The sequence below is a fragment of the Bacillus sp. AP50 genome (genome assembly GCF_040492675.1).
Classification (GTDB): domain Bacteria; phylum Bacillota; class Bacilli; order Bacillales; family Bacillaceae_G; genus Bacillus_A; species Bacillus_A cereus.
This window is the reverse complement of sequence record NZ_JBEUTW010000096.1, coordinates 1-24,069: the sequence shown is the minus strand read 5'-3', so window position 1 is coordinate 24,069 and position 24,069 is coordinate 1. Positions and strand designations below refer to the sequence as shown.

Genomic DNA, 24,069 nt, shown 5'->3' with positions numbered 1-24,069 from the left:
TACGAATACTTGCTGCAACTGGTAACGTCATTAATGATGATACAAGAAGAACCCCCACTACACGCATTGATACTGCAATGACAAGAGCAACTAATATAATGAAAATAAAGTGAATCCATTTCGCTCTTAAACCAGTTGATACTGCGTATTCCTCATCAAATGATAATAGAAACAGCTCTTTATATAATAAAATAATTGTCGCAACAACAACAATTGCTACAATCCCAATAATAATTAAATCTGTACTTGTTACAGCACTGACACTACCAAATAAATAACTAAATAAGTCTGTGTTAAATCCATTTGCAAGTGAAATGAAAATAACTCCAACCCCCATCCCTGCCGAAAGGATAATTGGAATTGCTAATTCTTGATAGTGCTTATATACAGTTCGTAACTTTTCGATTAGTAGCGCTCCACCAATCGAGAAAATCATCCCCATATATAAGGGGTTTAAAAACCCACCTGTAAAAATGGTTTTTTCAAGTAATAAACTTGCTGCAATACCCGATAACGTCACGTGACTTAATGCATCCGCAATAAGAGATAAACGACGAATAACAACAAACACACCAATTAACGGTGCAACAAGTCCAATTAAAATACCTGCGTATAAAGAATTACGTAAAAAGTCATATTGTAAAAAATCTTGTATCATTATATCCTCCCGTGATGCTCATGTTCGTGTTCTAAACGATGAACATGATGTCCATATAAGACGGACATTTCTGCATCTTCTAACTCTCGGAACTTCTCTACATTCCCATGGAAATGTAGATGTTGGTTTAGGCATGCAACATGTGTTACTTTTTCAGTAACAGCTCCCATATCATGAGTAACAAGAATTAATGTGATCCCGAGCCTTTTGTTTAAATCCTCTAATATTTCGTAAAAACTTTCCACATTTTTCACATCGATTCCAACAGTAGGCTCGTCCAAAATAAGCAATTCAGGATCACTAACGAGCGCACGAGCAATAAATACACGCTGTTGCTGTCCACCAGAAAGCTCTCCAATGTTACGACCTTGAAACTCACTCATCCCTACATCAGCAATTGCTTTTTCTACCTTTTTCTTATCCTCTTTTGTGAAAAAGCGAAAAAGCCCTTTTTTCGAAACAAGTCCCATTGACACAACTTCAGAAACAGTTGCTGGAAAACCAGAATTGAAACTATTTGCCTTTTGGGATACATAACCAACTTTGTTCCATTCCTTAAACTTCTTACTATCAACGCCAAACACGCGAATACTTCCTTCTTTTGGCTTTAAAACACCTAATAAACACTTAAGTAAAGTTGATTTACCTGAACCATTCGGTCCCACTAAACCTAAAAAAGCTCCCTTCGGAACTTGCAAATTAATATTTTCTAACACATTCCGATCTTCGTATCGGAATGTTAAACCTTCAATTTCTAATATATTATTCATAGCATCTCACCTATTTTAATTCAGAATGATTCCGATTTATATCTATTTGAATTATAGTACAGCTTATTATAGTTGTAAACCAATCTGCCTAAAATATATCTATTTTTTCAAGAAACCTTACTATTATAACAAAAAGCAGAGAAAAATTCTCTGCTTTCGAAAAATATTCCTATAAACTTTTTAGTGAATAGCCGATTTAAACTTACCACCATTTGTCTCTTGCGTGCTCATAATCGTAACAAACGCATTTTCATCAATTTCATGCACAATTGATTTTAACTTCGTCACTTCTAGACGCGTTACAACTGCATAAATAACTTCTTTTTCTTTATCCGTGTAACCACCTTTCGCTACAAGCTTTGTAGTTCCACGGCCAAGACGATGCAAAATCGCGTTTGATACTTCCTCATATTGATCAGATACAATTAAAACCGCCTTCGTTTCATCTAGCCCTTGAATTACTGTATCGATCGTTTTAAATGCGATATAGTACGTCATAACAGAATACATCGCTTGTTCCACACCAAACACAAATGCTGCCCATGCAAAAATAAATAAGTTCACAAACATTACGAATTCACCAACAGAGAACGGTAATTTCTTCGTTAATAAAATCCCCATAATTTCAGTTCCATCTAGCGATCCACCATGACGAATTACAAGTCCTACACCAAGACCTAAAATAAGACCACCAAACACTGTCGCTAAAATAGGTTCTGTTGTAAATGGTGGTACCGCATGTAACGTTGACTCAATGAAAGCTAATGCTACAATACCAAATGTCGAAGATAACATAAATGTTTTTCCAATTTGCTTATAACCGGAATACATAAATGGGATATTGAGAACAACGACTAAAGTAGAAAAACTTAACCACCAAATGTTAGGAGTAAGATAATCTAATATAAGAGAAATACCAATAATTCCACCATCAATAATTTTATTTGGCATTAAAAATAGTTCAATTGCTACCGCCGCGCATGCTGCTCCAAAAATAATCATAACTAAACGATAAATGAGATGAATAACACTTTCTTTTCGATGTTGCTTTTGCTCCATAAGTCCTCCCTTTACTCTTTTTCTGTAGTTTTGTCCTTATATTATAACATACGCTTCTTTTCCTCATGAAAAAAGAAACTCCATACGAATATGTACAAGCTATATGCTCATATATTTCGATAGAAGAACGCGTGAAGGAGGATAATAAGATGAACCTCATTAAACAAATTGTTAATAAAAAATTAAATCATATTTCTACAAAAGAGTTATTAAAATATAGCAAAGAATATGAAGTTCCCATTACAGCCGCACAAGCTGATCAAATCGTTTTACTTATGAAGGGTAAAAATATTAATATTTACGATAACAACGAGCGACTAGAGCTCTTAAAACAAATCGCAAAAGTAACTTCCCCTGCCACTGCCCAACAAGTAAATACATTATTTCAGCAACTACTAAAATAAGGAGGGGATTTCCCCCTCCTTATTGCGCTTTAATTTTTTCAAGAAGCCCTTCATCAAAAGTGCCGTTTTTCAGCATTTCGATTTCCAATTTGTATGGTGGCTTCTTATCTTTTTTATCTTCCCCTACATACGGTGTTTCAAGAATTTTTGGTACATGCATTAACTGTGGATGATGTACAATGTGATGCAATGCTTTATACCCAATGTGACCAAATCCAATGTTTTCATGACGGTCTTTTCCTGCTCCGCGTACATTTTTACTATCATTAATATGAAGTACTTGTAAACGATCTATACCAACGATCTTATCAAATTCGTTTAATACGCCGTCAAAGTCATTTACAATATCATATCCTGCATCGTGCGTATGACACGTATCAAAGCATACAGATAGCTTTTCATTATATTTTACACCATCAATAATTTTTGCAATTTCTTCAAAGCTACGACCGCATTCTGTTCCTTTTCCTGCCATCGTCTCTAACGCAATGTTAACCGTCTGTTCTGGCGTTAATACTTCATTAAGCCCTTTAATAATTTGTTGAATACCAGCATCTGCTCCAGCACCAACGTGCGCTCCTGGGTGAAGAACAATTTGTTTCGCTACACCTAATGCCGATGTTCTTTCAATTTCCATGCGAAGAAAGTCTACGCCTAATTGGAATGTTTCTGGCTTCGTCGTATTCCCAACATTAATAATATACGGCGCATGGACGATAATTTCCTCAATTCCGTTCAGCTCCATATGTTTTCTTCCTGCTTCTATGTTCAATTCTTCAATTGGTTTTCTTCGTGTATTTTGCGGTGCACCTGTATAAATCATAAACGTTGTTGCACCGTATGAAACAGCCTCTTCACTTGCTGCTAATAACATTTTCTTACCACTCATGGAAACATGAGATCCAATCTTTAACATACAATCACCTCTTCAATATACAATAGATATAATGATAGCATAATTTGTAGAAATATGTAGTGAATTGTTTGTTCACAAAAGACGCACTACACAAATTTATATGACTATTTATACAAACTATACTTTTCATTTAAATTAGCTGGATTAAGTGGAACTTTAATCAATACTTTTCTATCCATATTGATTACACCTCCCACAAATAGCGGGATAAAAAAAAGATAAGGGAAACCCCTTATCTTTTTTTATTGCCATATTTTTTCTTCACTTTGTCACGTTCTGTTGCAAGTTTACGTTTATAGTTTGGTTTTACTTTTTTCGGTTTTTTAATAACTTTCGTCGCCATAACATCAAGTTCGTCATTTGGTTTTTTACGGCTCTTACGACGACGACGCTCACCTAAATCGGCCCACTCATCTCCGCGTAAATCTACATGCTTGAACTCAATATGACGTTGTTTTTCTAAACTATCTAATGCTTCTTCGTTTGCTGGATCATATATCGTCACTGCAATACCAGAATGCCCCGCACGTGCTGTTCTTCCAACGCGGTGAACGAAGAAATCTAAATCTGATGGTAGCTCATAGTTAATAACATGGCTAATCCCTTCAATATCAATACCACGTGCTGCTAAATCAGTCGCAACAATATATTGGAATTCAAGGTCACGAATTTGTTTCATCATTTTTTTACGATCACGTGGTGATAAATCCCCGTGAATTCGTCCAACTTTTAAGCCGCGTTCCATTAATCCATCAGCAACTTGGTCTGCCATCTTTTTCGTATTCGTGAAAACAACTGCTAAATACGGTTTAAATTGAAGTAGCATTTTATGCACTAAATCAATTTTATTACGATGTTTAGAAGGCACTAAATAGTGTTCAATGTTTCCAGCTGCAACTTGTTTTGGATTGATATGAATATGCTCTGGATTCTCCATATACTTCTTCAGAAACGGTTTTAGTTTTTGAGGAATTGTTGCAGAGAAAACTAACATTTGCAAGTTTTTAGGCATGCGTGCTGCAATTTTATCTACATCATGAATGAATCCCATATCAAGCATTAAGTCTGCTTCATCGACAATAATCGTATTTGCTTTATGAACAAATAATGCTTGCTCTTCTACTAAATCTTTAATACGTCCTGGTGTTCCAACTACGATATGAGGTTGTTTTTTCAACTTTTCAATTGAGCGTTGTTTATCAGTTCCACCAATTAAACAACGTGCTGTAATCATTTGGTCTTCCGCACAAAACTTTGTTAATTTCACGATTTCTTCGTAAATTTGTTGTGCTAACTCACGAGTAGGCGCTGTAATAACAAGTTGTACTTCTTCACGACTTGCATTAATTCTGTTTAATGTAGGAAGTAAGTATGCATGTGTTTTCCCAGAACCTGTTTGGGATTGTCCAATTACACTTACACCTTTTTTCACGACCGGGAAAATTTTCTGCTGAATTCCTGTCGGCTCTGTAAAGCGTAGTTCACGAACTGCATCTATTAAAAATGGTTTAAAATCATACTGTGTAAAAGTTTGTTGTGTCATAAGTTACACCTTCTTTCTAAAATTTCTACTGCGCGCACAAATCAGTCAAGTCTACATTATATCGAAATCTACAAGTAAAATCCATCTTTAGTTTAGGTTTTCACTTCAAAAACTAACCTTCTTCCCTTTTATTGCATATTGTATGTGTATATACCTAACTGAAGAAAGGAGGATTTCTCACATGTTTCCGAAATCCCCTACAAGGCAAATGTATCCGAATCCAGGGCAACAACCTTATACACCATATCCAATTCCACAACTACCACCAATGGCACAAAAAAAGAAAGGTTTTCTTGCTAAGCTTTTTAAAAAACACGATCCAACCGAGCCTTTTATGCAAATGGTTCCACCTTACCGACAAATGGAAGGGCAACCGATGATGCATCAGCAACCACCACCGCCGCCACAATATCAACAGCAATATCAGCAGCAATATCAGCAACAATATCAGCAGCAACATCCACAATATCAACCATACATGCAGCAACATCCTGAGCAAATGATACCGCCTCAAATGTATGAATCAAATGAAACGCGCGGCGGCGCAACTACAGCTGCCGCAACAGCAAGCAGTGGCATCGGCAGTTTCTTTTCGAACTTAATTTCGAATCCTACTAATATGATAAACAACATCGAAAAAGTATCCCAAGTCGTTCAATCTGTAGGTCCTGTCGTCGAACAGTATGGTCCTATTATGCGTAGTCTACCAAGCATTGTTAAAATCCTCACCTCTGGAAAAAGTACGGAAGAAAATCAAACGGAAAATGTAACAGAGCCAGTTGAGGTAGAAAGTCCGCCTCCTGCACCTCAAAAAAAGAAACGAAAACGAAAGAAAATAGTGATTGAACCTGTAATAGAAAAAGAGTTACCGAAAGAACCAGTTCAACAAACAGCAACAAAACCAAAACTATATGTGTAACAATCCTTTGTTTTCTATCCACTCCTCCTTTATAATGTAAAAGACTATGCACAAAAGTATCCCTTGTTTAGAAGGAGAGGATTACTCATATGAAAATTGTTAAAATTTCCCCTCGTGGTTATTGCTACGGTGTTGTCGATGCAATGGTAATTGCACGTAACGCTGCATTAGATAAATCATTGCCGAGACCCATTTATATTTTAGGTATGATTGTTCACAATAAACATGTTACAGACGCTTTTGAAGAAGATGGAATCATCACATTAGACGGTCCAAGTCGCTTAGAAATTTTAGATAAAATTGATTCTGGTACTGTTATTTTCACAGCACACGGTGTTTCTCCAGAAGTTAAACAACGCGCAAAAGAAAAAGGTTTAACAACAATCGATGCCACTTGCCCAGATGTTACCAAGACGCATGACCTTATCGAAGCTAAGAAAGCGGAAGGGTATCATGTCATTTATATCGGTAAAAAAAATCATCCAGAGCCAGAAGGCGCAGTTGGTATTGCACCTGACATCGTTCACCTTATCGAAAGAGCCGATGATTTAAAAACATTAGAAATCCCAACAGATAAAATTTTAGTAACAAATCAAACAACGATGAGTCAATGGGATGTTCAACATTTAATGGAGGACATTCAAAAAAAATTCCCAACAGCAGAATTCCATAAAGAAATTTGTTTAGCTACTCAAGTTCGCCAAGAAGCTGTCGCTAAACAAGCTGATGTTGCAGACTTAACAATTGTTGTTGGTGATCCGAAAAGTAACAATTCAAATCGCTTAGCACAAGTATCACAAGAAATCGCGGGTACAAAAGCATATCGAGTTGCTGATGTAAGCGAAATTCAATTAGAGTGGCTACAAGGTGTAGAAAACGTAGCTGTTACAGCAGGTGCTTCTACTCCAACGCCAATTACGAAAGAAGTTATCGCTTTCTTAGAGCAATATGACCCAATGAATCCCGCTACATGGGAAAGAGTTCGAAAAGTACCGTTACAAAAAATATTACCTCGCGTGAAAGTGAAAAAAGAACAATAATAAAAACCGTTGCTTACATGAGCAACGGTTTTTATTTTTCTTATACAAATATAAATGGATCTGTATGTAACTGCGAAGCATGAATGTGTACATTGAGTTTCTTTGCATCCACTTTTTCTTGTAATTGCTTTTGCACACCTTGTTTCATTACTTTTTCAACATTATGTCCTGGGTCAACTATATTTAAACCGAGCATCATCGCATCATGAGCAACATGATAGTACATGTCACCAGTTACATATACATCTGCTCCTTTAAATTTCGCTTGGTTTATATATTTATTACCATCTCCACCAAGTACAGCTACTTTACGCACTTTATCATCTAACTTACCGACAACTCTTGCGCCCTTCACGTCTAATGATTGTTTCACATGTTCTGCAAATTGGCCAAGCGTCATTTCTTCTTGTAAGTATCCTATTTTTCCTAGGCCTAACGTTTCACCTTTATTATCAAGCGGATACACATCGTACGCTACTTCTTCATAAGGGTGCGCCGTTACCATTGCTTTAATCACTTTCCGCTGTAAGGAAGCTGGAATAATCGTTTCGATTCGCACTTCTTCTACACGTTCTAACTGTCCAGTTTCCCCGATATAAGGATTTGTCCCCTCTTGAGGTACAAATGTGCCTGTACCCTCGCTACTAAACGTACAGTGGCTATAATTGCCGATATGACCAGCACCTGCGTCTCCTAATGCTTTCCTTACTTCTTCTGCATGAGTGACTGGCACAAACACAACAACTTTTTTCATTTCTTCTGCATATGTCGGTGCCAAAACTTCTGTATTTTGCAATCCTAACGCCTCAGCAAGTAAATCGTTTACCCCGCCCTTAGCAACATCCACATTTGTATGCGCTGCATAGATTGCAATATCATTTTTAATACACTTTTCAATAATTTTCCCATACACCTTATCTGTATGAATCGCTTTTAACGGGTTAAAAATTAAAGGATGATGAGCAATAATGACATTTGCCCCTAATTGAATTGCTTCATCCACAACTTCTTCCGTTACATCTAGCGCAATCAATACGTGCTGCACGGGTTTATTAAGCGCTCCAATCTGCAGACCAATCTTATCTCCTTCCATTGCCAAATGCTTCGGATACATACTTTCAAATAAAGAAATAATTTCATGGCCGTTTGGAATTTTACTCATGATAAAACCTCCCCTATCATTTTCATTTTCGCTTCTACTTCCCCACGCTTCGCTTTTGTTTCTTCAGAATCAGCCGCACGTTCTAACTGTTTTAAAATATTTTGGAAGTTTTTTAATTCTCCTTCCCATTTTTCAACGAAGGCTTCACTTTTTTCTGTCATTAAAAATGGTCCCATAAACAATTCAGCTTGTTTATTTTCAGAGTAAGGCGCTACAACATTTCCGCGCTCCCCTACTAAAATTTCGTAAATTTTCCCATCTTCTTTTACGATTTTTTCATGGATAAGCTCCCAACCATTCTCAATAAACCATTCACGAATATGATGCGCTGCAATATTAGGCTGTAAAATTAAACGTGTTACACCTTCTAATTTTTCTTTACCACTTTCTAAAATGTCACGAATTAACGCTCCGCCCATTCCGGCAACCGTAATTACATCTACTTCTCCTGGTGCGATAACAGCTAATCCATTCCCTTTACGCACATCTACTTTATCTTGTAAACCACTTTCAGCTACAGTTGCTTGCGCAGAGCGAAATGGTCCATCTACAACCTCTCCTGCAACTGCTTTTGTAGCAATATTATTTATAATTGTATAACACGGTAAATACGCATGATCCGATCCAATATCAGCAACTGTAGATCCTACTGGTATTTCACGTACAACTTCTTCTAATCGTTTTGAAAGCTTTACTTCATTCATGTATTTCCATTACTCCTTCTCTTGTCAGTCTGTCTCCATGATAATGAATTTATAGTAGTTGTTGCAAGCCCATAACAACAATTCACCGCTCTATCATTCATCGTATTTTAGAAAATATAGAAAAACAAGCCCTTTGCATAAGCAAAAGGCTTGTCATACGGAACTTTATTTTTTCTTCGATAACCAATCAGCTACTTTAGCGGCTTGATCAGCTGGAACTATATTGGCAGGCATATTGCCTTTTCCTTTCGAAAGAATTTCTTTAATTTCATCCTTTGAAAGTTTCCCACCAATTTTTTGTAAGTTAGGTCCAACTGCCCCTTGTAACTGATCACCATGGCAGCTCGTACAGCTTTGCTTCACAATATCTTCTGGTTTTGATGCCGTTTGTGCTGGCTTCCCGCCATTTTTTGCATCAGCTAACTCTTTAGATTTATTTAGCCCCTGAAATGAAAATACAAACATAACGATAATACCCAATGCTGCAATAAGAGCGAACGGAATCAGCGGATTACGTTTCATATCTCTTCTCCCCCCTCTATACCCCTAAATAGTTAGATGATTCAGTCATTTATATTGTACTTGAAAACGCTCTATCAGAAAAGAGCAAACTACTACTTGTTAAAAATATTCCATAAATTCAGTTTATTGTTTTTTATTGTCATATCGCTTATTATTTCGATAATTATTAACGTTTCTCATCATATTTTTCGCTTTTCTACATATATTTTTGTATATAATAAACAAAATTAATCGAAAAATCGAAAAATGAGCATTTGCAAATCAAAAGACAATTCTGTAAAATAAATTACAAGAAATTGTAATCGTTGCCCATAGCTAAATTTTAACAAAAATTAACAAAATAAAAAAGTTTACTTCACAAAAGTGAAGTAAACTTAAAAAATAACCTATTCTAAGAAATCCTTAAGACGCTTACTACGGCTTGGATGTCTTAATTTGCGAAGTGCTTTTGCTTCAATTTGACGAATACGCTCTCTCGTTACGCCGAATACTTTCCCAACTTCTTCAAGCGTACGAGTTCGTCCATCATCTAAACCGAAACGAAGACGTAGAACATTTTCTTCACGATCTGTTAGTGTATCTAACACATCTTCTAATTGTTCTTTTAGCAATTCATAGGCTGCATGGTCCGCAGGCGATGTTGCTTCTTGGTCTTCAATAAAGTCACCTAAATGGGAGTCATCTTCTTCACCAATTGGTGTTTCAAGAGAAACTGGCTCCTGTGCAATTTTTAAGATTTCACGTACTTTTTCTGGAGCAAGATCCATTTCCTCACCAATCTCTTCAGGAGATGGTTCGCGACCTAAATCTTGTAATAATTGACGTTGTACACGAATTAACTTATTAATCGTTTCAACCATATGAACTGGAATACGAATTGTTCGCGCTTGGTCTGCAATGGCACGTGTAATAGCTTGGCGAATCCACCAAGTTGCATACGTACTAAATTTGAAACCTTTACGATAATCGAACTTTTCAACAGCTTTAATTAGACCCATATTACCTTCTTGAATTAAGTCTAAGAAAAGCATACCACGGCCTACATAGCGCTTTGCAATACTTACTACAAGACGTAAGTTTGCTTCTGCAAGACGACGTTTCGCTTCTTCATCGCCTTCTTCAATACGCGTTGCAAGTCGAATTTCTTCTTCTGCAGATAGTAAGTCTACACGACCAATTTCTTTTAAATACATACGAACAGGATCGTTGATTTTAACCCCAGGTGGTACACTTAAATCATTGAGGTCAAACTCTTCTTCTGTTTTTGTAATTTGGCGATTATTAGGGCCTTCTTCGTTGTCATTATCACCAACTAAATCAATGCCTTGTTCACCTAAATATTCATAGTATTCATCCATTTGATCGGATTCAATTTCAAATCCATTCATGCGTTCTGCAATCTCTTCATATGTAAGAACGCCACGTTTTTTTCCGAGCTCAGTGAGTTGTTCTTTCACTTGCTCAAGGGTCATTTCAGTTTCAATTTGTTTAGAACGAGCTGGTTTGTCAGCCATCTGTTCCCCTCCTTACGCGAGATACAAACATTCATTATACTAAAACTTTATCAAAAAAGCTATTTTCTCGCTTTTTGATTTTGTAAATATGCTACATAATATTTAGCAGCCTCTACAGGATCTGTTTTTTCCATTTGTTTCACTTTAAAGATAATTTCCATCTTTTCAAGTTTTTCCTGATGCCGTCTAAGCGTCTCCAAATGGCCTTGCAACACTTCTTCTGTGTATTCTGGATTAATAAATTCATCCGTCGAAATATCAGTGATAATATTTTTCAACTTTTCATCAGAGAGCCAACTTAAAAATGTTCCAACTGAAGGTTCATTTCCCTTTTCATAATATGCGTATAGTTCATATAAAATCCCTTTATGTTCTTCTGTATGAAAATCTTCTATATGGGATTCCATACGAACAGCTACTTCTGCACTTTGCAACATATGGTAAATAATTTCTCTTTCCGCTCTTTCAAAACCTGTTAACTTCGGTTTTGTTTGAACGACTTGAGACGGTTTAGCAACCTGCTTTATTTGTTTTTGCTGTACCTTTTGTTCTTTGCGATATTGGTGCAATTGGTTCAAAAGTGTTTCCATTGAATACGAAAATTCTTGCGATAATGACTTCAAATATGACTCTGCCTGCATCGCATCTTGTAACAACGATAACTCTTTTAAAACACTCTTCACATATTCTTCTTTGCCAGACTCATCTTGCAAATTTTTCCCTAAACGCAAATAATTTATTTTAAAACCAACAAAACTCACACTTGATTTCACAAGATTTTCAAAAGCAGTAGTCCCATATTGTTGCACATATTCATCAGGATCAAGCTTATCTGGCAAGGATGTGACTTTCACTTGGCAACCAACTTTTAGCAATAATTGCCCTGCTTTCATCGTCGCTTCTCGCCCTGCTTTATCACCATCATAGCAAAGAACAACAGTTTCAACGTTACGTCGCAGAAGTTTTGCTTGTTCTTCAGTTAAAGCTGTTCCCATTGTCGCAACAGCTTCTTCCACACCACTTTTTACCGCAGCTAGTACATCGGCATATCCTTCGAAAAGAACCACTTGCCCACGCTTTCTAATAAACGGTCTTGCTTGGTGGAAGTTATACAACAATTTACTTTTGTGAAAAATCGGTGTTTCAGGGCTATTTAAATATTTCGGAGTGTCATCTCCTAACGCCCTTCCACTAAACGCTATCACCTTACCTTGTAACGTATAGATCGGGAACATAACTCTTCCACGGAAGCGATCATAATGACTACCATCCTTCTCACTTCTTATTAGAAGGCCAGCTTGTTCCATACTAGACAGCGATAAACCTCTTTTTTGTAAAATTTTCGTCGCTGCATCCCAAGTAGGTGATGCATAACCAATTTCAAACTTCTCAATCATCTCTTTCGTAATACCACGGTTTAATAAATATGAAAGTGCTTCATTTCCCTCTTCCGTATTTACTAATAAATGATGATAATACTTTTTCAATAATTCATGAGCTTGTTGCATGATGACAGTGTCATCAGATATGTCTTCTTGTTGTCCTTGCCCTGATGTATACTCTGCAACCGCAATTCCATTTCTTTCGCCTAGCTTTTGAACAGCCTCGGTAAAAGCCAGTCCTTCCATTTTCATTAGAAAGGAAAATACATTTCCACCTTCTCCACATCCGAAGCAATGAAAAATTTGCTTATCAGATGAAACAGAGAATGAAGGAGAATTCTCACCATGAAATGGACAAAGGCCGAAATAGTTACGCCCCTGTTTTCTAAGTTGAACGTATTCACCAATGACTTCTACAATATCGGATGATGTCCGAATCTGTTCAACAACTTCTTCGGGAATTCTGTTCCCCATAACTCCATCTCCGTGTCGTATTTTGTATTCGATATAAATTAAAAAATTCCTTTATAATTCGACAATATTTTTCTAAACTTGTTAGAAAGTGTTGCCGATTACATTGTATAAACGATTTTGAACCTTTCCTATAGGTCCTTTATCTGCATAAATCGCATATACATACTTGCTATATAAAATTGTATACATTTGCTCATCTGTTACAAATGTATCTCTTAGAAACAATACATATACACCTTTTTATAAGAAGAGTAGCAAGCCACATATACTGTTTGATCTTGAGATTTGTAACTTTTTCATGTTGATCCATATAACGATCAACTCCATTTTGTTCAGTATCTACAAAGATCCAATTGCCTTGCTATTTCCTTAAAGGATGAGCATATGATGCGACAAACAAAATTCCGACATGAAATTCCGCTCCAACTTGCACAATTTCAGCCTTCACGGGATATACATCTACACCAACTAATATGTTGTTGATGCTTTGCATATTTCTGTATTCTACATCCCTTCTGCGAATCCTTCCATAATGTGCGTTTTCTTGTATAGATTTTGTCGATTTAACGTAATTACATGTCTTTTTCGTAAATCCTATCCCTAGTTTATTCTGAAAAATTAAAGTCTAAACGTAAAATATAGGTTTTTATCACAATTTTTTATTATAATATATTTTCTTCAACTACGCTACATATCCCTTTATTTTTTCATCTTACATTTCAGGATGACAAACTCACACCTTGAATATACTAAAAGACAAAGGAGTATAAGTATAACCATTACACTACAATCTATTACAAAATCCATAGGTATCATATTTCACACGAGCGAAAAAAGCACATTCACCTTCGGTAAATGTGCTAAAACATTTTTTGGTTTTGCACTGCATTCACAATAATATTTGCTGTTTCTTCAATCGCTTTATTCGATACATCGATTACTTGGCAATTTATTTTACTAATTACTTCCTCAAAATGATTAATTTCTTCTTGAATACGATTAATATTTGCATATGTTGCTCCATCACTTAATCCAAGTGATTTTAATCGTTCTTTTCGAATATGATTTAACTTATCTGGCGTAATTTTCAAACCGAAACATTTTTCTTTTGCCACTTGATATAGTTCTTCAGGTGGGTCAACTTCTGGCACGAGTGGTACATTCGCAACTTTCAAGCGTTTGTTATGAGCTAAATATTGGGAAAGTGGTGTTTTTGATGTACGCGAAACACCAATCAACACGATATCCGCTTTTAAAATACCTCGTGCATCTCTGCCGTCATCATACTTCACAGCAAACTCAATCGCTTCAATCTTTTTAAAGTATTCTTCATCTAACCTACGGACAACGCCTGGCTCATATCTCGGCACTTGCCCCGTAATTTCTTCTATTTGATCAATAAGAGGGCCGATAATATCGTATGCCTCTACCCCTTCTTTTGCAGCCTCTGTTACTAAATATTTGCGCATATCAGGCTTAACTAACGTAAAACATATAAGTGCTTGATTACTCTTAGCAATCGAAATCACTTCTTTTAGTGTCCCTGTATCTTCTACATATGGTACACGTCTAATATCAGGAGCAAACGGGAATTGCCCCATTGCTGCTCGAACAACCAAATCAGCCGTTTCCCCTACAGAGTCAGATACGACATATACGATTTTATTATCCATTACATTACCTCACTTTAAACAAATTACACTTATTCGTTATTTACTAAATTTACAAACGCACGTGTAATATTTGTTTTTGTAATTCGCCCAATCACTTCTAAACCTTGTTTCGTATCTTTTACAACTGGCATTGCATCAATCTGTCTTTCTATTAATTCCATCGCAATATCATATAAAGAATCCTCTCTACGACACATCGCAATGTTTGGCATCCTTGTCATGATAATATTAACCGGAAGAGAGGTTAAATCCTGCTTTCCTAAGCTCGCTCTTAATAAATCTTTACGAGACACAACACCAACTAATAGAGTCATCTGATCTACAACGAACAATGTACCAACGTCCTCTAAAAACATCGTACAAATTGCATCGTATACGGAAACATTTTTATCAATTACAACCGGTCTAGATTGATAATCTTGTACTTTAATTTTCTTAACAGCTTCAGATAATAGCTGCCCCCCAGTTTTACCCGTATAAAAATAACCTACGCGTGGACGTGCTTCTAAATAACCAGCCATCGTTAAAATTGCTAAGTCTGGTCTTAGCGTCGCACGTGTTAGACCCAATTGCGCTGCAATTGATTCCCCTGTAATAGGACCGTGATCTTTTACAATCTGAATGATATGTTCTTGCCGTTTATTCAGCTCTATGATAATCACCACCTTTAATGCACAACGAAAAAAGTTATACTATCTCTTAAATATTATATACTAAATATGCTATTCGAAAAAGAAAGTATGTAAAAAGGACCGTATACGGCCCAAAATTATATTTGAAACTTATCAAGTTGTTCTAAAAAACGTCTTGATTTCAAATAAATTCCGCAATATTCATCATAATATGTATTCAATACTAAACGCATTTGTTTTTTTGTGCTATCCTTTACCGATACATTTCCGAGCCTATGTAAATCGAAATGGAAGAAAAGACGTAATAATTTATGAACAGCTTCTCCTACCGGTATACGATACGGGTCTTGCTCTGCATGACGTGAGCACAGAAAACCGCCTTCCCTAACGGAGAAGGCGACAAAGTCTGTTTCTTGATGACAAATCGCACATGTATCAAAGTACGGGCGCATCCCTAATACCGGAAGCATTTTCGTTTGATAAATTAATGATAATACTTCTGGATCAACACCCTCACACATATAATGCAACGTTTGATATAACATTTCAAATAAATACGGATTATGTTTTTTATCTTCTGTTGCTTTATCAGTTAATTCAACAATAAATGATGCATAAGCAGTTAAAAATATATCCTCGCGAATTTCTTTCATAGTTGAAATAATCTCGCCTTGTTGCAATGTTCCAAGCCCAGATCCCATTTGAATAAGAAACTGGCCATGTGTCATTAATTGCGACACAGATGCTAATCGGCTTTTCGGTTTTTTTGCCCCTCTTGCCATTGCACTTACCTTACCAAGTTCTCTTGAGAATATTGTAACAATCTTGTTCGTTTCTCCGTAATCTGTCGTACGGATAACGATGCCCTCAACTTTTTGAAACATGTTCGTCACCATCCAAGGTTTGAACAAAACGGGTCAAGAAATTGGAGAGTCTAGATGCGCTAGCTCCTCTTCATGTTGATCCATCTCATCGTTTACGTCTTTTTCCATTTCTTTCAAAAGCAAGTACGTTTCAATGCTTCCTGTTTTGGAGAAAAACTTCCAGGTAAAATCTAGCATAAGAATCCACCTTTCTCAATAAGCGTAGCCTATAAACCAATTTCCTTTGTTGTTATTAAATTGACCCATTTTGTCCATTTTCATGTGAGAAAAATTTTTCCTAATTTATCAAAGTTCATAAAAACCAATAATCAGTGGATGAACCAACCATCCACTGATTACAGCTTGACTCTATTTTAGTACTCATCCTCGCGGAAACCTAGGTCACGAAGCTGAGACATTTTATTACGCCAATCTTTTTGCACTTTTACCCATACTTCTAAAAATACTTTAGAACCAAGTAGCGCTTCAATATCAAAACGAGCTCGCTTACCAACTTCTTTTAACATTTTCCCTTGTTTTCCGATGATGATTCCTTTTTGTGATGCACGTTCAACAACAATCGTTGCATTTATATAAACTGCCCCGCCCTCACGCTTTTGAATCGCATCGATAACAACAGCCACAGAATGCGGCACTTCTTCACGTGTTAAATGTAGTACTTTCTCACGAATAAGCTCTGCAATAATAAATCTCTCCGGATGATCCGTTACTTGATTATCTGGATAGTATTGTGGTCCTTCTGGTAAATACTTTTTAATTGTTCCAATTAAAGCGTCCACATTATTACCGTCTAACGCAGAAATTGGTACAATCTCTGCAAACTCATGTAGTTTACGATATTGATCAATTAACTCTAGTAATTGCTCTGGATGAAGTTGGTCAATTTTATTAATTACTAAAAATACTGGTTGTTTCGTTTCTTTTAACTTCTCGATGATGAATTCTTCACCACGACCAAAGCCTTCGACAGCATTAACCATAAACAGAACGATATCAACTTCTTTTAATGTCGTTTGCGCCATCTTCACCATGAAGTCGCCTAGTTTATGTTTAGGTTTATGTATTCCTGGTGTATCAATGAAAATAACTTGTGCATCATTTTCTGTATATACACCTTGAATTTTATTACGAGTCGTTTGTGGCTTATCACTCATAATAGCAATTTTCTGGCCGATAATACGATTTAAAAATGTAGATTTCCCAACATTCGGTCTGCCAATAATAGAGACAAAACCTGATTTATAACCTTTTCTATTCATGTAAATCCTCCGCTAAAAATGCTCCTGGTAACAATTCTCCGACTGTCGTCTCTTGAACGTCACCATGTAAATTTGTTAAGTATACTTTCGTATCCTGTTTACATAATTCTACCATAACTTGTCGACATGCTCCACAAGGAGGTACTGGGCGCTTTGTATCTGCTACAACCGCAATGGCTACAAATTCTTTATCTCCTTCAGAAACCGCCTTAAATAAAGCTGTTCTTTCAGCACAATTACATAAGCCATATGATGCATTCTCAACATTACATCCACGATATACTTTTCCATCGCGCGTTAATAGTGCTGCACCTACTTGAAATTTAGAATATGGTACGTACGCTTGTTTACGCGCTTCGATTGCTTCTAGAATTAATTGTTTACTATTCATATTCCCGCATCCTTCCTGTTCACAGCTATGAAGAGGTACACTCTCTCATTAAAGCCCCTTACGGCACTTCCAAAGCTTAATAAAAGCTTCGGAATGCAACTATACCATATACGGTAAAAAGATAATAGCACCAATTATAACAGCTATAATTGCAAACAATAAAACCGCTCCTGCGGCAACATCCTTTGCAATTTTTGCAAATGGATGAATATCGGCAGTCGCTAAATCTACTGTTTTTTCCACAGCCGTATTTACCATTTCTAAACTCATTACACTCCCTATTACAATAAGTAATATCATCCACTCTGTTCTCGTAATATGGAAATAAAAGCCGCAGCATATAACAATGACTGCGGCTAAATAATGGATTTTCATATTTCGCTCATGACGAAAACAAAAGAATATACCAGCTATAGCATATCCAAAACTATCTATAAGTTTTCCTTTTTTCATCGTCCTAATCCAAAAGCTTCTAAAATTTCTTTTTGTCTTCCGAACATTTCTTTTTCATCTTCTTCTGTCATGTGATCATAACCAAGTAAATGTAAAAAGCCATGTAACGCCAAAAATCCAAGTTCACGATCGAAAGAATGTCCGTACTCTTCAGCTTGCTCTTTCGCCCTTGGAATAGAGATAATAAGATCACCTAACATGCGCGGCATCTCTGCACCAACAATCTCCATTTCTCCTTCTCCCATTTCTTCCATCGCAAAGGATATTACATCTGTAGGTTGATCTTTATCTCGGTAATCACGATTAATTTCTCTAATGCGCTCATTATCTACAAATGTCACCGATACCTCCGCACCATCCTCGATATTTTCCATTTGAGCTGCTTTTTCTAACACTTCACGAATTAAACTCATATACGCTTCTTTTACTTCTTCTGTTTCATCAATAAAATCAATTAACAAACTCATTCTTTCTCCTTTTCTTCCGGAAGTTCCGGATATGTAATACGCGAATGGAAAATACCATTTAACGTTTCACACAACGTTTTTCCAACGATTTGTAGTTCCTTAAACGTCAAATCACATTCACTAAATTGACCGTCTTGTAGTCGATCTTTAATAATACTTTGCACCAAATTATTAATTTGTTCTGGCGTTGGGTGATTCATAGAACGTACCGCAGCTTCTACACTATCAGCAATACCAACAATTGCCGATTCTTTCGAAGTTGCTTTTGAACCTGGATAACGGAACATCTCTTCTGTATATTTTTCTTTATCTTCTTTAATAGCTTTATAATAAAAATATTTCAGTAACGTTGTACCGTGATGTTGCCCAGCGATATCAATAATTTCTTGTGGAATATGATATTCTTCGAGCATTCTTACTCCATCCGTTACGTGAGCAATTATAATATCTTTACTTGTTACAGGATCTAATTTATCATGCGGGTTTTCAATTCCCATTTGGTTTTCAATAAAAAATTGCGGTTGTACTGTTTTTCCTACATCATGATAATATGCCCCTACACGCGCTAATACACCATTTGCCCCGACTGCTTCACAAGCGGCCTCAGAAAGATTCGCTACCATTACACTATGATGATATGTCCCTGGCGCTTCTAACAAAATTCTGCGTAAAAGCGGATGATTTGGACTTGATAGTTCCATAAGCTTCATGCTTGATACGATTCCAAGTCCACTTTCTAAATATGGTAAAATCCCCATAGCCAAAACGGATGATATAATCCCTGAAAGTGAAGCCATTAATAATTGCGTACCAATTTCAAGAGGCGAAAAATTCCCATTACGTAATAATAAGAGCGCCGCCAATACGACTACATTTAATACAGAAACGAGTATACCAGCTTGTAAAATCATTGTACGACGATTTTTTTCTCGCAAGAAAATACTAACCGATAATGAACTTAACAATACGTAAATCCCTACACTATAATTTAATGTACTCGTTACTCCTTCATTAAACATAATACTTCCGCATACAGAAAAAATCATACTCGTTAAAAAGACAAATCGATCACCAATCATTAGTTTTACAAGTATTGTTCCCATCGCAACTGGGACAACATATGCAATCCCCGCGTATTCAAGTTTTTGAAACAAACTAATGATTTTCATTAAGACGATTGTGATAGACAAAATTGTAATATACGCTAAAACATACGGTCTATCTTCTCTTTTTCTCTTTAAAAATAATTCAAATTGTTTATGCATAAAGTATAGTAACACACCAATGAGTACCGCTAATCCAACATAAGGTTGAAAGCCGTTCCCTTTTTCTAACAAACCAACTAATTTCAACTGATTATACACATCACTTGAAATTGTTTCACCTTCTCTAACAAGAACTTGTCCTTGAAGAATATAAACAGGTGGAACTAAATCTTCCTCTGCTTTTCTCTTCTCTTTCGTTAAGATCGGGTCATAAAAATAGTTTGCTGAAATTGCATATCTTCCTAGCGCCTTAATTGACTCTTTTAAACCATTATCAACATTAACACTATTCATCTCACTTACATATCGTTCTTTCGCATCTTTCAATTCGTCCATTTTAATATGCTCAGTCATGATACTATTAATCGCTGTGACCGCAGCATCTTTCGCTAATACTAATTGGCTCGAATCTGCATTAATCAAACTTAGTAAGTTTGAATCAGATAATTCTTTCGTTAAGTCAGCGGGTAGTTTCTTTTTTAACTTCTCCACTTTCTCAGCATCAGTCATCTTTTTTTGATCATCCGGTCCAACAGCTTTAATCTCTTGCACCACTTCATCCACTTTAGCAAAGACGTCATTCACAATATCAACTTTGTTTTGTTTATACTCACTTTTATATGTATATTGATCTTCAACTTTTGTAGCGGCTTCTTTTTTCTTTTTATCCGTTGTAACTTTATCTTCAATTTTTATAGGAGAATGGATTGTCTTTTTCGCAATAGAATACATATTAACATCTAATTGCTCTGGTTTTACATTATTCATAAGCGCAAAAAACAGCACTGCTCCTAATACAACGTAAGAAATCCAACTTAGTTTTTTCGAATGTTGTAAATTACGAAACCACTTAGAAATTTCTTGAGATCTTGACATGATTTCAATACCTTCTCCTCTCCAGAAATAAAGTGAAACTATTTATAGCTTTCATTTCTTCTACCAAACGATACTTTGAGGCAACATTTTATACACTAGTACCTATAGTTTATTTTCCTTATCTTTCATGATAGTAAAAAATATGACGTTCGCCAACCTTATCATACAAAAAGAAATGATCCTGACAAATAGGATCATTCCATTTTATCATATGCCTCAATAATACGTTGCACCAATGGATGTCTCACAACGTCCGTTTGTTCTAATGTAATAAATGACAGACCTGATACACCAGATAAAATATTAGCAGCTATAGATAGCCCTGATTTTACCCCTTTTGGCAAGTCTACTTGTGAAGGGTCCCCTGTAATAACCATTTTAGAACTAAAACCTAATCTTGTTAAAAACATTTTTATTTGAGCACCCGTTGTATTTTGAGCCTCATCTAAAATAACAAATGAATCATCAAGCGTACGCCCCCTCATATAAGCAAGCGGCGCGATTTCAATTACTCCTCGCTCCATCATACGCTGCGTATATTCTTGTCCAAGAATATCATGTAAGGCATCATATAATGGGCGTAAGTATGGATCTACCTTCTCTTTCAAATCCCCTGGTAAAAAACCTAAATTTTCTCCAGCTTCTACAGCAGGTCTTGTTAAAATAATTTTCTTTACATACCCTTGTTTTAAAGCCCTCACAGCCATTACTACAGCTAAGTATGTTTTTCCAGTTCCTGCAGGCCCTATCCCAAAGACAATATCATTCTTCTTCATCGCATGAATATATCGTCTTTGCCCCATTGTTTTTACACGAATGGATTTACCTTTTGCAGTCTTGAAAATTTCTTCTTCATATAACTCTTCAAATTGAGCAATTTTCCCTTGTTGTGCAAGCTGAATTGCATACGCAACATCTCTCTCTGAAATTGATATACTTTTACGAATTACAACAAGTAATTGCTGTAAGATTTTTTCTACGAGTGTCACCGTTTCAACTGCCCCAGATACATGAACAGTTTCTCCTCTAGTTACGATCGATACATTCAGTTCTCGTTCAATTACTTTTAAATGTGCATCATTGACTCCAAAAAGAGCGATTGCTTCGTTAGTATTTTCCAATTGTTGGTTCATTTCTACTAATTGTTCTGCCATTACTCAGTCTCCTTGAATATCGGATTCGGATATTGGTTGTGGCTCTGCAATATTTTCAACCACAGTATAATGCAATGTGACCTTTAGTTGACCCGCCTCAACCTCTTTACTCAAAATCTTATCACTTACAATCATAGCATGTTCATCCAATTTTTTCTTTAGTTCTTTTTCGGCCATCTCTTTCGCTACTTTCAGCGCTTGCTTTTCTGTATATTCTCGATTCGCTTCTTCCTCTTCTCTCACAACATCTTTTTCATATGCAATCGGCAGTGTAAAACCAAATAATTTCACATCATGCTTTACACTTTCAGTACGAGAGCGTTTATACTTATCATGCTGAAATCCCCATATTTTTATTTTCGTATCCCCAAATTTAAGAAAATGTTCATTGTATACATTACCAGTATACACTTGGAATTGCGTCTTTAACGGGACATCCACCTTAGATGTATACCACGTTTCTCCATACACAATACCTTTCGCTGAAACAATCGTCGGACTTTCCTCATTACCATATATTCCTGATACGAGAATCTGCCCTTTTTCTACATGATCATTTTTCAGTACAACCGGCTTTCCAACTTCTACGAACGTCTTTGTAATAATCGCTTCTTTTTTTGCTACTAAATTTTGCGGCCTTTGTTCCTTTTCTTTCTTCGGTTCGTTTTTTTCAACAATTTTAAAATGATACGTCGTTCCTCTTACTTCTAGTCCCGCCCAAGTAATGGCATTAATATTATCTGTCAAATGGCGTTGTACATCTTCTACATTCGGCATTTGAAATTGTAGTTTCCCTTTTTTAATACCCATTTTATCCAATTCTTTCATCAATATATATTCCGTTTCAGGTTTTGCTCCTGTAATTTCAATTTTCCAAACCATATTTGACATTGCAATCACACCAAAAAAGAAAATTAAAAAACCAATTAAAAATCCACTATTTTTAATTAAACGCTTATTCCAAAAAGGAAAACCATAACGTCCAATAAAATATAATTTACATTCATTTTTTCTATAAATTGGTTTTATTTTTTTCACATCGCGTAACAACATACAAAAAACTAACGTTTCATCAGCTATCTTTTTAACATCCCAAACTAATAAATTCCTCCGTACACATTCATTAACAAACCGTTCCGCTCCTCTACCTTCAATTCGCACTTTTACATATCCAAGCCACTTTATAAACCATTTATTTTTCATTTACCACCTTCACTACCTTTCTAAAAGTAGATATACTACTTTTTATTTGAAACATTAAAATAGCTCGTACTAAAATGAAACCGAGTAAAACTGTAATCAGTCTCTATCAACGGAACTTTTACAGGATAAAGAAGAAAAACTTCACAAATGGAAGTTTCACTTCAATCACCTTTTTTTTCATTTTCTAAAAATGTTACTTGCTCAATTATCCCTTCGAGCAAAAGCTCTTCTGGAAGAATCGTTTTAATAACAAAGGATTGTCCTTTAATTAATAATTGACCGTGTTTTAAAAGCAATCGCACTTCTTTATCTGAAAACACTAATAACCCCCGATGATTTTCTATATAAATATGTATTTGCCCAACAAGAGTAATCCGAGGTAGATCCATTAATACATCCACTGGTAGGTCTACTTGTTTTGTCAACCAATTTTTCATTTGTTCTAATTTCTTCATCTCGAAAGACCCCCTCTCATCCCATATATATGTATTTCTTCACAAGTGCCTATCGTGTTATAACGACTTCACTAACATAACTATATTCTGTAAGAGTTCATATCATGTTAATTAAAACAGTCGCTATATGAAATCATATTTGTCAGGACAATGATGGATCAGAGGATGTTACCTTTAATAATAGAAGTATTAATACAAGAATATGCGCCCCTACAGAATATCAGTACAAGTTACATTAAGAAATTGAGCCTAGCGAGAAGTTAGAAACTTGAAAAAAACTGTTACAATTC

The 24,069-nt window shown here is 35.9% G+C and carries 27 protein-coding genes; 3 read left to right on the top strand and 24 right to left on the bottom strand.

All coding sequences use genetic code 11. The features are described 5' to 3' along the window. From ABWK52_RS09060 to ABWK52_RS09050, 3 genes are all read right to left on the bottom strand, one after another. On the bottom strand, positions 1-658 hold a 658-nt coding region (locus ABWK52_RS09060; RefSeq protein ID WP_353771919.1), incomplete at its 3' end, for a metal ABC transporter permease. Continuing rightward, entirely contained in the window at positions 658-1,428 is a 771-nt protein-coding gene (locus tag ABWK52_RS09055) for a metal ABC transporter ATP-binding protein (RefSeq protein WP_001059662.1), read from the bottom strand. The genes ABWK52_RS09055 and ABWK52_RS09060, both read right to left, overlap by 1 nt. Before the next feature lie 180 nt (positions 1,429-1,608). Further along, positions 1,609-2,487 (bottom strand): YitT family protein, encoded by an 879-nt coding sequence (locus ABWK52_RS09050; protein ID WP_000435963.1) that lies wholly within the window; start codon positions 2,485-2,487, stop codon positions 1,609-1,611. A 149-nt stretch (positions 2,488-2,636) separates the two neighbouring features. Between ABWK52_RS09050 and ABWK52_RS09045 the strand changes: the two genes are divergently transcribed. Next, positions 2,637-2,891 (top strand): DUF2624 domain-containing protein, encoded by a 255-nt coding sequence (locus ABWK52_RS09045; protein WP_001048954.1) that lies wholly within the window; start codon positions 2,637-2,639, stop codon positions 2,889-2,891. 19 nt (positions 2,892-2,910) lie between these two features. Here the strand turns inward: ABWK52_RS09045 and ABWK52_RS09040 are convergent, their stop codons facing one another. Both ABWK52_RS09040 and ABWK52_RS09035 read right to left on the bottom strand, forming a co-directional pair. Then, on the bottom strand, positions 2,911-3,807 hold the full coding sequence (locus ABWK52_RS09040) for a deoxyribonuclease IV (RefSeq protein WP_000912460.1): 897 nt from the start codon (positions 3,805-3,807) through the stop codon (positions 2,911-2,913). Positions 3,808-4,039: 232 nt separating this feature from the next. Continuing rightward, complete coding sequence (locus tag ABWK52_RS09035; protein ID WP_000194015.1) at positions 4,040-5,350, bottom strand: DEAD/DEAH box helicase; 1,311 nt, start codon at positions 5,348-5,350, stop codon at positions 4,040-4,042. Positions 5,351-5,531: 181 nt separating this feature from the next. On the opposite strand from ABWK52_RS09035, the gene vrrA reads away from it, so the two are divergent. Together vrrA and ABWK52_RS09025 are read left to right on the top strand one after the other, a co-directional pair. After that, the gene (vrrA, locus tag ABWK52_RS09030) at positions 5,532-6,269 is read left to right on the top strand and encodes a VrrA/YqfQ family protein (protein WP_098402671.1); all 738 of its coding nucleotides are present in this window, start codon (positions 5,532-5,534) and stop codon (positions 6,267-6,269) included. Between the two features lie 89 nt (positions 6,270-6,358). Further along, positions 6,359-7,309, top strand: a complete 951-nt coding sequence (locus ABWK52_RS09025) for a 4-hydroxy-3-methylbut-2-enyl diphosphate reductase (protein ID WP_000706659.1) — start codon at positions 6,359-6,361, stop codon at positions 7,307-7,309. 40 nt (positions 7,310-7,349) lie between these two features. On the opposite strand, the gene ABWK52_RS09020 is transcribed toward ABWK52_RS09025, so the two are convergent. The 19 genes from ABWK52_RS09020 to yqfC all read right to left on the bottom strand — a co-directional run bounded on the left by ABWK52_RS09020 (position 7,350) and on the right by yqfC (position 23,779). Next, positions 7,350-8,471, bottom strand: coding sequence for a Nif3-like dinuclear metal center hexameric protein (locus tag ABWK52_RS09020; protein WP_000036233.1), 1,122 nt, complete (start codon positions 8,469-8,471; stop codon positions 7,350-7,352). Then, positions 8,468-9,175 carry a tRNA (adenine(22)-N(1))-methyltransferase gene (locus ABWK52_RS09015; protein ID WP_097862791.1) on the bottom strand — a complete coding sequence of 236 codons (708 nt, stop codon included), beginning with the start codon at positions 9,173-9,175 and terminating at the stop codon, positions 8,468-8,470. Before ABWK52_RS09015 ends, ABWK52_RS09020 begins: the two co-directional genes overlap by 4 nt. A gap of 165 nt (positions 9,176-9,340) precedes the next feature. Beyond that, on the bottom strand, positions 9,341-9,697 hold the full coding sequence (gene cccA, locus ABWK52_RS09010) for a cytochrome c550 (RefSeq protein WP_000828141.1): 357 nt from the start codon (positions 9,695-9,697) through the stop codon (positions 9,341-9,343). 386 nt (positions 9,698-10,083) lie between these two features. Further along, positions 10,084-11,211 (bottom strand): RNA polymerase sigma factor RpoD, encoded by a 1,128-nt coding sequence (gene rpoD, locus ABWK52_RS09005; RefSeq protein ID WP_000764066.1) that lies wholly within the window; start codon positions 11,209-11,211, stop codon positions 10,084-10,086. A 59-nt stretch (positions 11,212-11,270) separates the two neighbouring features. Next, the gene (dnaG, locus tag ABWK52_RS09000) at positions 11,271-13,067 is read right to left on the bottom strand and encodes a DNA primase (protein ID WP_000528224.1); all 1,797 of its coding nucleotides are present in this window, start codon (positions 13,065-13,067) and stop codon (positions 11,271-11,273) included. A gap of 81 nt (positions 13,068-13,148) precedes the next feature. Then, positions 13,149-13,292 carry a hypothetical protein gene (locus ABWK52_RS08995; protein WP_000479733.1) on the bottom strand — a complete coding sequence of 48 codons (144 nt, stop codon included), beginning with the start codon at positions 13,290-13,292 and terminating at the stop codon, positions 13,149-13,151. Positions 13,293-13,428: 136 nt separating this feature from the next. After that, a complete protein-coding gene (locus ABWK52_RS08990; protein ID WP_002062334.1) occupies positions 13,429-13,560 on the bottom strand; it encodes a hypothetical protein in 132 nt (43 codons plus the stop codon). 367 nt (positions 13,561-13,927) lie between these two features. After that, on the bottom strand, positions 13,928-14,740 hold the full coding sequence (locus ABWK52_RS08985; RefSeq protein ID WP_000368937.1) for a pyruvate, water dikinase regulatory protein: 813 nt from the start codon (positions 14,738-14,740) through the stop codon (positions 13,928-13,930). 29 nt (positions 14,741-14,769) lie between these two features. Next, positions 14,770-15,402 carry a helix-turn-helix transcriptional regulator gene (locus tag ABWK52_RS08980; protein WP_000583756.1) on the bottom strand — a complete coding sequence of 211 codons (633 nt, stop codon included), beginning with the start codon at positions 15,400-15,402 and terminating at the stop codon, positions 14,770-14,772. A 107-nt stretch (positions 15,403-15,509) separates the two neighbouring features. Beyond that, the gene (gene recO / locus ABWK52_RS08975) at positions 15,510-16,256 is read right to left on the bottom strand and encodes a DNA repair protein RecO (RefSeq protein WP_000487013.1); all 747 of its coding nucleotides are present in this window, start codon (positions 16,254-16,256) and stop codon (positions 15,510-15,512) included. Positions 16,257-16,289: 33 nt separating this feature from the next. Beyond that, on the bottom strand, positions 16,290-16,433 hold the full coding sequence (locus tag ABWK52_RS08970) for a YqzL family protein (RefSeq protein WP_000883924.1): 144 nt from the start codon (positions 16,431-16,433) through the stop codon (positions 16,290-16,292). 176 nt (positions 16,434-16,609) lie between these two features. Beyond that, complete coding sequence (era, locus tag ABWK52_RS08965) at positions 16,610-17,515, bottom strand: GTPase Era (RefSeq protein ID WP_001080229.1); 906 nt, start codon at positions 17,513-17,515, stop codon at positions 16,610-16,612. Continuing rightward, positions 17,508-17,906: a cytidine deaminase gene (locus ABWK52_RS08960; protein WP_001086282.1), complete on the bottom strand. Its 399-nt coding sequence runs from the start codon at positions 17,904-17,906 to the stop codon at positions 17,508-17,510. The genes era and ABWK52_RS08960 overlap by 8 nt, the downstream gene beginning before the upstream one ends. Before the next feature lie 99 nt (positions 17,907-18,005). Further along, entirely contained in the window at positions 18,006-18,359 is a 354-nt protein-coding gene (locus ABWK52_RS08955; RefSeq protein WP_000715469.1) for a diacylglycerol kinase family protein, read from the bottom strand. Further along, positions 18,356-18,826 carry an rRNA maturation RNase YbeY gene (gene ybeY, locus ABWK52_RS08950; protein ID WP_000054679.1) on the bottom strand — a complete coding sequence of 157 codons (471 nt, stop codon included), beginning with the start codon at positions 18,824-18,826 and terminating at the stop codon, positions 18,356-18,358. Before ybeY ends, ABWK52_RS08955 begins: the two co-directional genes overlap by 4 nt. Further along, a complete protein-coding gene (locus ABWK52_RS08945) occupies positions 18,823-20,967 on the bottom strand; it encodes an HD family phosphohydrolase (protein WP_000091514.1) in 2,145 nt (714 codons plus the stop codon). The genes ybeY and ABWK52_RS08945 overlap by 4 nt, the downstream gene beginning before the upstream one ends. A gap of 194 nt (positions 20,968-21,161) precedes the next feature. Then, positions 21,162-22,121, bottom strand: coding sequence for a PhoH family protein (locus ABWK52_RS08940; protein ID WP_000840520.1), 960 nt, complete (start codon positions 22,119-22,121; stop codon positions 21,162-21,164). A 3-nt stretch (positions 22,122-22,124) separates the two neighbouring features. Continuing rightward, positions 22,125-23,324 (bottom strand): sporulation protein YqfD, encoded by a 1,200-nt coding sequence (gene yqfD, locus ABWK52_RS08935; protein ID WP_000792499.1) that lies wholly within the window; start codon positions 23,322-23,324, stop codon positions 22,125-22,127. Between the two features lie 161 nt (positions 23,325-23,485). Next, entirely contained in the window at positions 23,486-23,779 is a 294-nt protein-coding gene (yqfC, locus tag ABWK52_RS08930) for a sporulation protein YqfC (RefSeq protein ID WP_000732269.1), read from the bottom strand. Positions 23,780-24,069 lie beyond the last annotated feature (290 nt).

Coding starts and splice junctions, on each gene's coding strand:
- ABWK52_RS08940 (WP_000840520.1), bottom strand. CDS start 22,121: ATGGCAGAACAATTAGTAGAAATGAACCAACAATTGGAAAATACTAAC.
- ABWK52_RS09035 (WP_000194015.1), bottom strand. CDS start 5,350: ATGACACAACAAACTTTTACACAGTATGATTTTAAACCATTTTTAATA.
- rpoD (WP_000764066.1), bottom strand. CDS start 11,211: ATGGCTGACAAACCAGCTCGTTCTAAACAAATTGAAACTGAAATGACC.
- cccA (WP_000828141.1), bottom strand. CDS start 9,697: ATGAAACGTAATCCGCTGATTCCGTTCGCTCTTATTGCAGCATTGGGT.
- ABWK52_RS09050 (WP_000435963.1), bottom strand. CDS start 2,487: ATGGAGCAAAAGCAACATCGAAAAGAAAGTGTTATTCATCTCATTTAT.
- recO (WP_000487013.1), bottom strand. CDS start 16,256: ATGTTTCAAAAAGTTGAGGGCATCGTTATCCGTACGACAGATTACGGA.
- ABWK52_RS09040 (WP_000912460.1), bottom strand. CDS start 3,807: ATGTTAAAGATTGGATCTCATGTTTCCATGAGTGGTAAGAAAATGTTA.
- dnaG (WP_000528224.1), bottom strand. CDS start 13,067: ATGGGGAACAGAATTCCCGAAGAAGTTGTTGAACAGATTCGGACATCA.
- ABWK52_RS08960 (WP_001086282.1), bottom strand. CDS start 17,906: ATGAATAGTAAACAATTAATTCTAGAAGCAATCGAAGCGCGTAAACAA.
- ABWK52_RS09015 (WP_097862791.1), bottom strand. CDS start 9,175: ATGAATGAAGTAAAGCTTTCAAAACGATTAGAAGAAGTTGTACGTGAA.
- ybeY (WP_000054679.1), bottom strand. CDS start 18,826: ATGAGTTTGTTAATTGATTTTATTGATGAAACAGAAGAAGTAAAAGAA.
- ABWK52_RS08955 (WP_000715469.1), bottom strand. CDS start 18,359: ATGAAAAAAGGAAAACTTATAGATAGTTTTGGATATGCTATAGCTGGT.
- ABWK52_RS09045 (WP_001048954.1), top strand. CDS start 2,637: ATGAACCTCATTAAACAAATTGTTAATAAAAAATTAAATCATATTTCT.
- ABWK52_RS08945 (WP_000091514.1), bottom strand. CDS start 20,967: ATGTCAAGATCTCAAGAAATTTCTAAGTGGTTTCGTAATTTACAACAT.
- ABWK52_RS08990 (WP_002062334.1), bottom strand. CDS start 13,560: ATGCAAAGCATCAACAACATATTAGTTGGTGTAGATGTATATCCCGTG.
- yqfC (WP_000732269.1), bottom strand. CDS start 23,779: ATGAAGAAATTAGAACAAATGAAAAATTGGTTGACAAAACAAGTAGAC.
- ABWK52_RS09055 (WP_001059662.1), bottom strand. CDS start 1,428: ATGAATAATATATTAGAAATTGAAGGTTTAACATTCCGATACGAAGAT.
- vrrA (WP_098402671.1), top strand. CDS start 5,532: ATGTTTCCGAAATCCCCTACAAGGCAAATGTATCCGAATCCAGGGCAA.
- yqfD (WP_000792499.1), bottom strand. CDS start 23,324: ATGAAAAATAAATGGTTTATAAAGTGGCTTGGATATGTAAAAGTGCGA.
- ABWK52_RS08985 (WP_000368937.1), bottom strand. CDS start 14,740: ATGGATAATAAAATCGTATATGTCGTATCTGACTCTGTAGGGGAAACG.
- era (WP_001080229.1), bottom strand. CDS start 17,515: ATGAATAGAAAAGGTTATAAATCAGGTTTTGTCTCTATTATTGGCAGA.
- ABWK52_RS08970 (WP_000883924.1), bottom strand. CDS start 16,433: ATGCTAGATTTTACCTGGAAGTTTTTCTCCAAAACAGGAAGCATTGAA.
- ABWK52_RS09025 (WP_000706659.1), top strand. CDS start 6,359: ATGAAAATTGTTAAAATTTCCCCTCGTGGTTATTGCTACGGTGTTGTC.
- ABWK52_RS09020 (WP_000036233.1), bottom strand. CDS start 8,471: ATGAGTAAAATTCCAAACGGCCATGAAATTATTTCTTTATTTGAAAGT.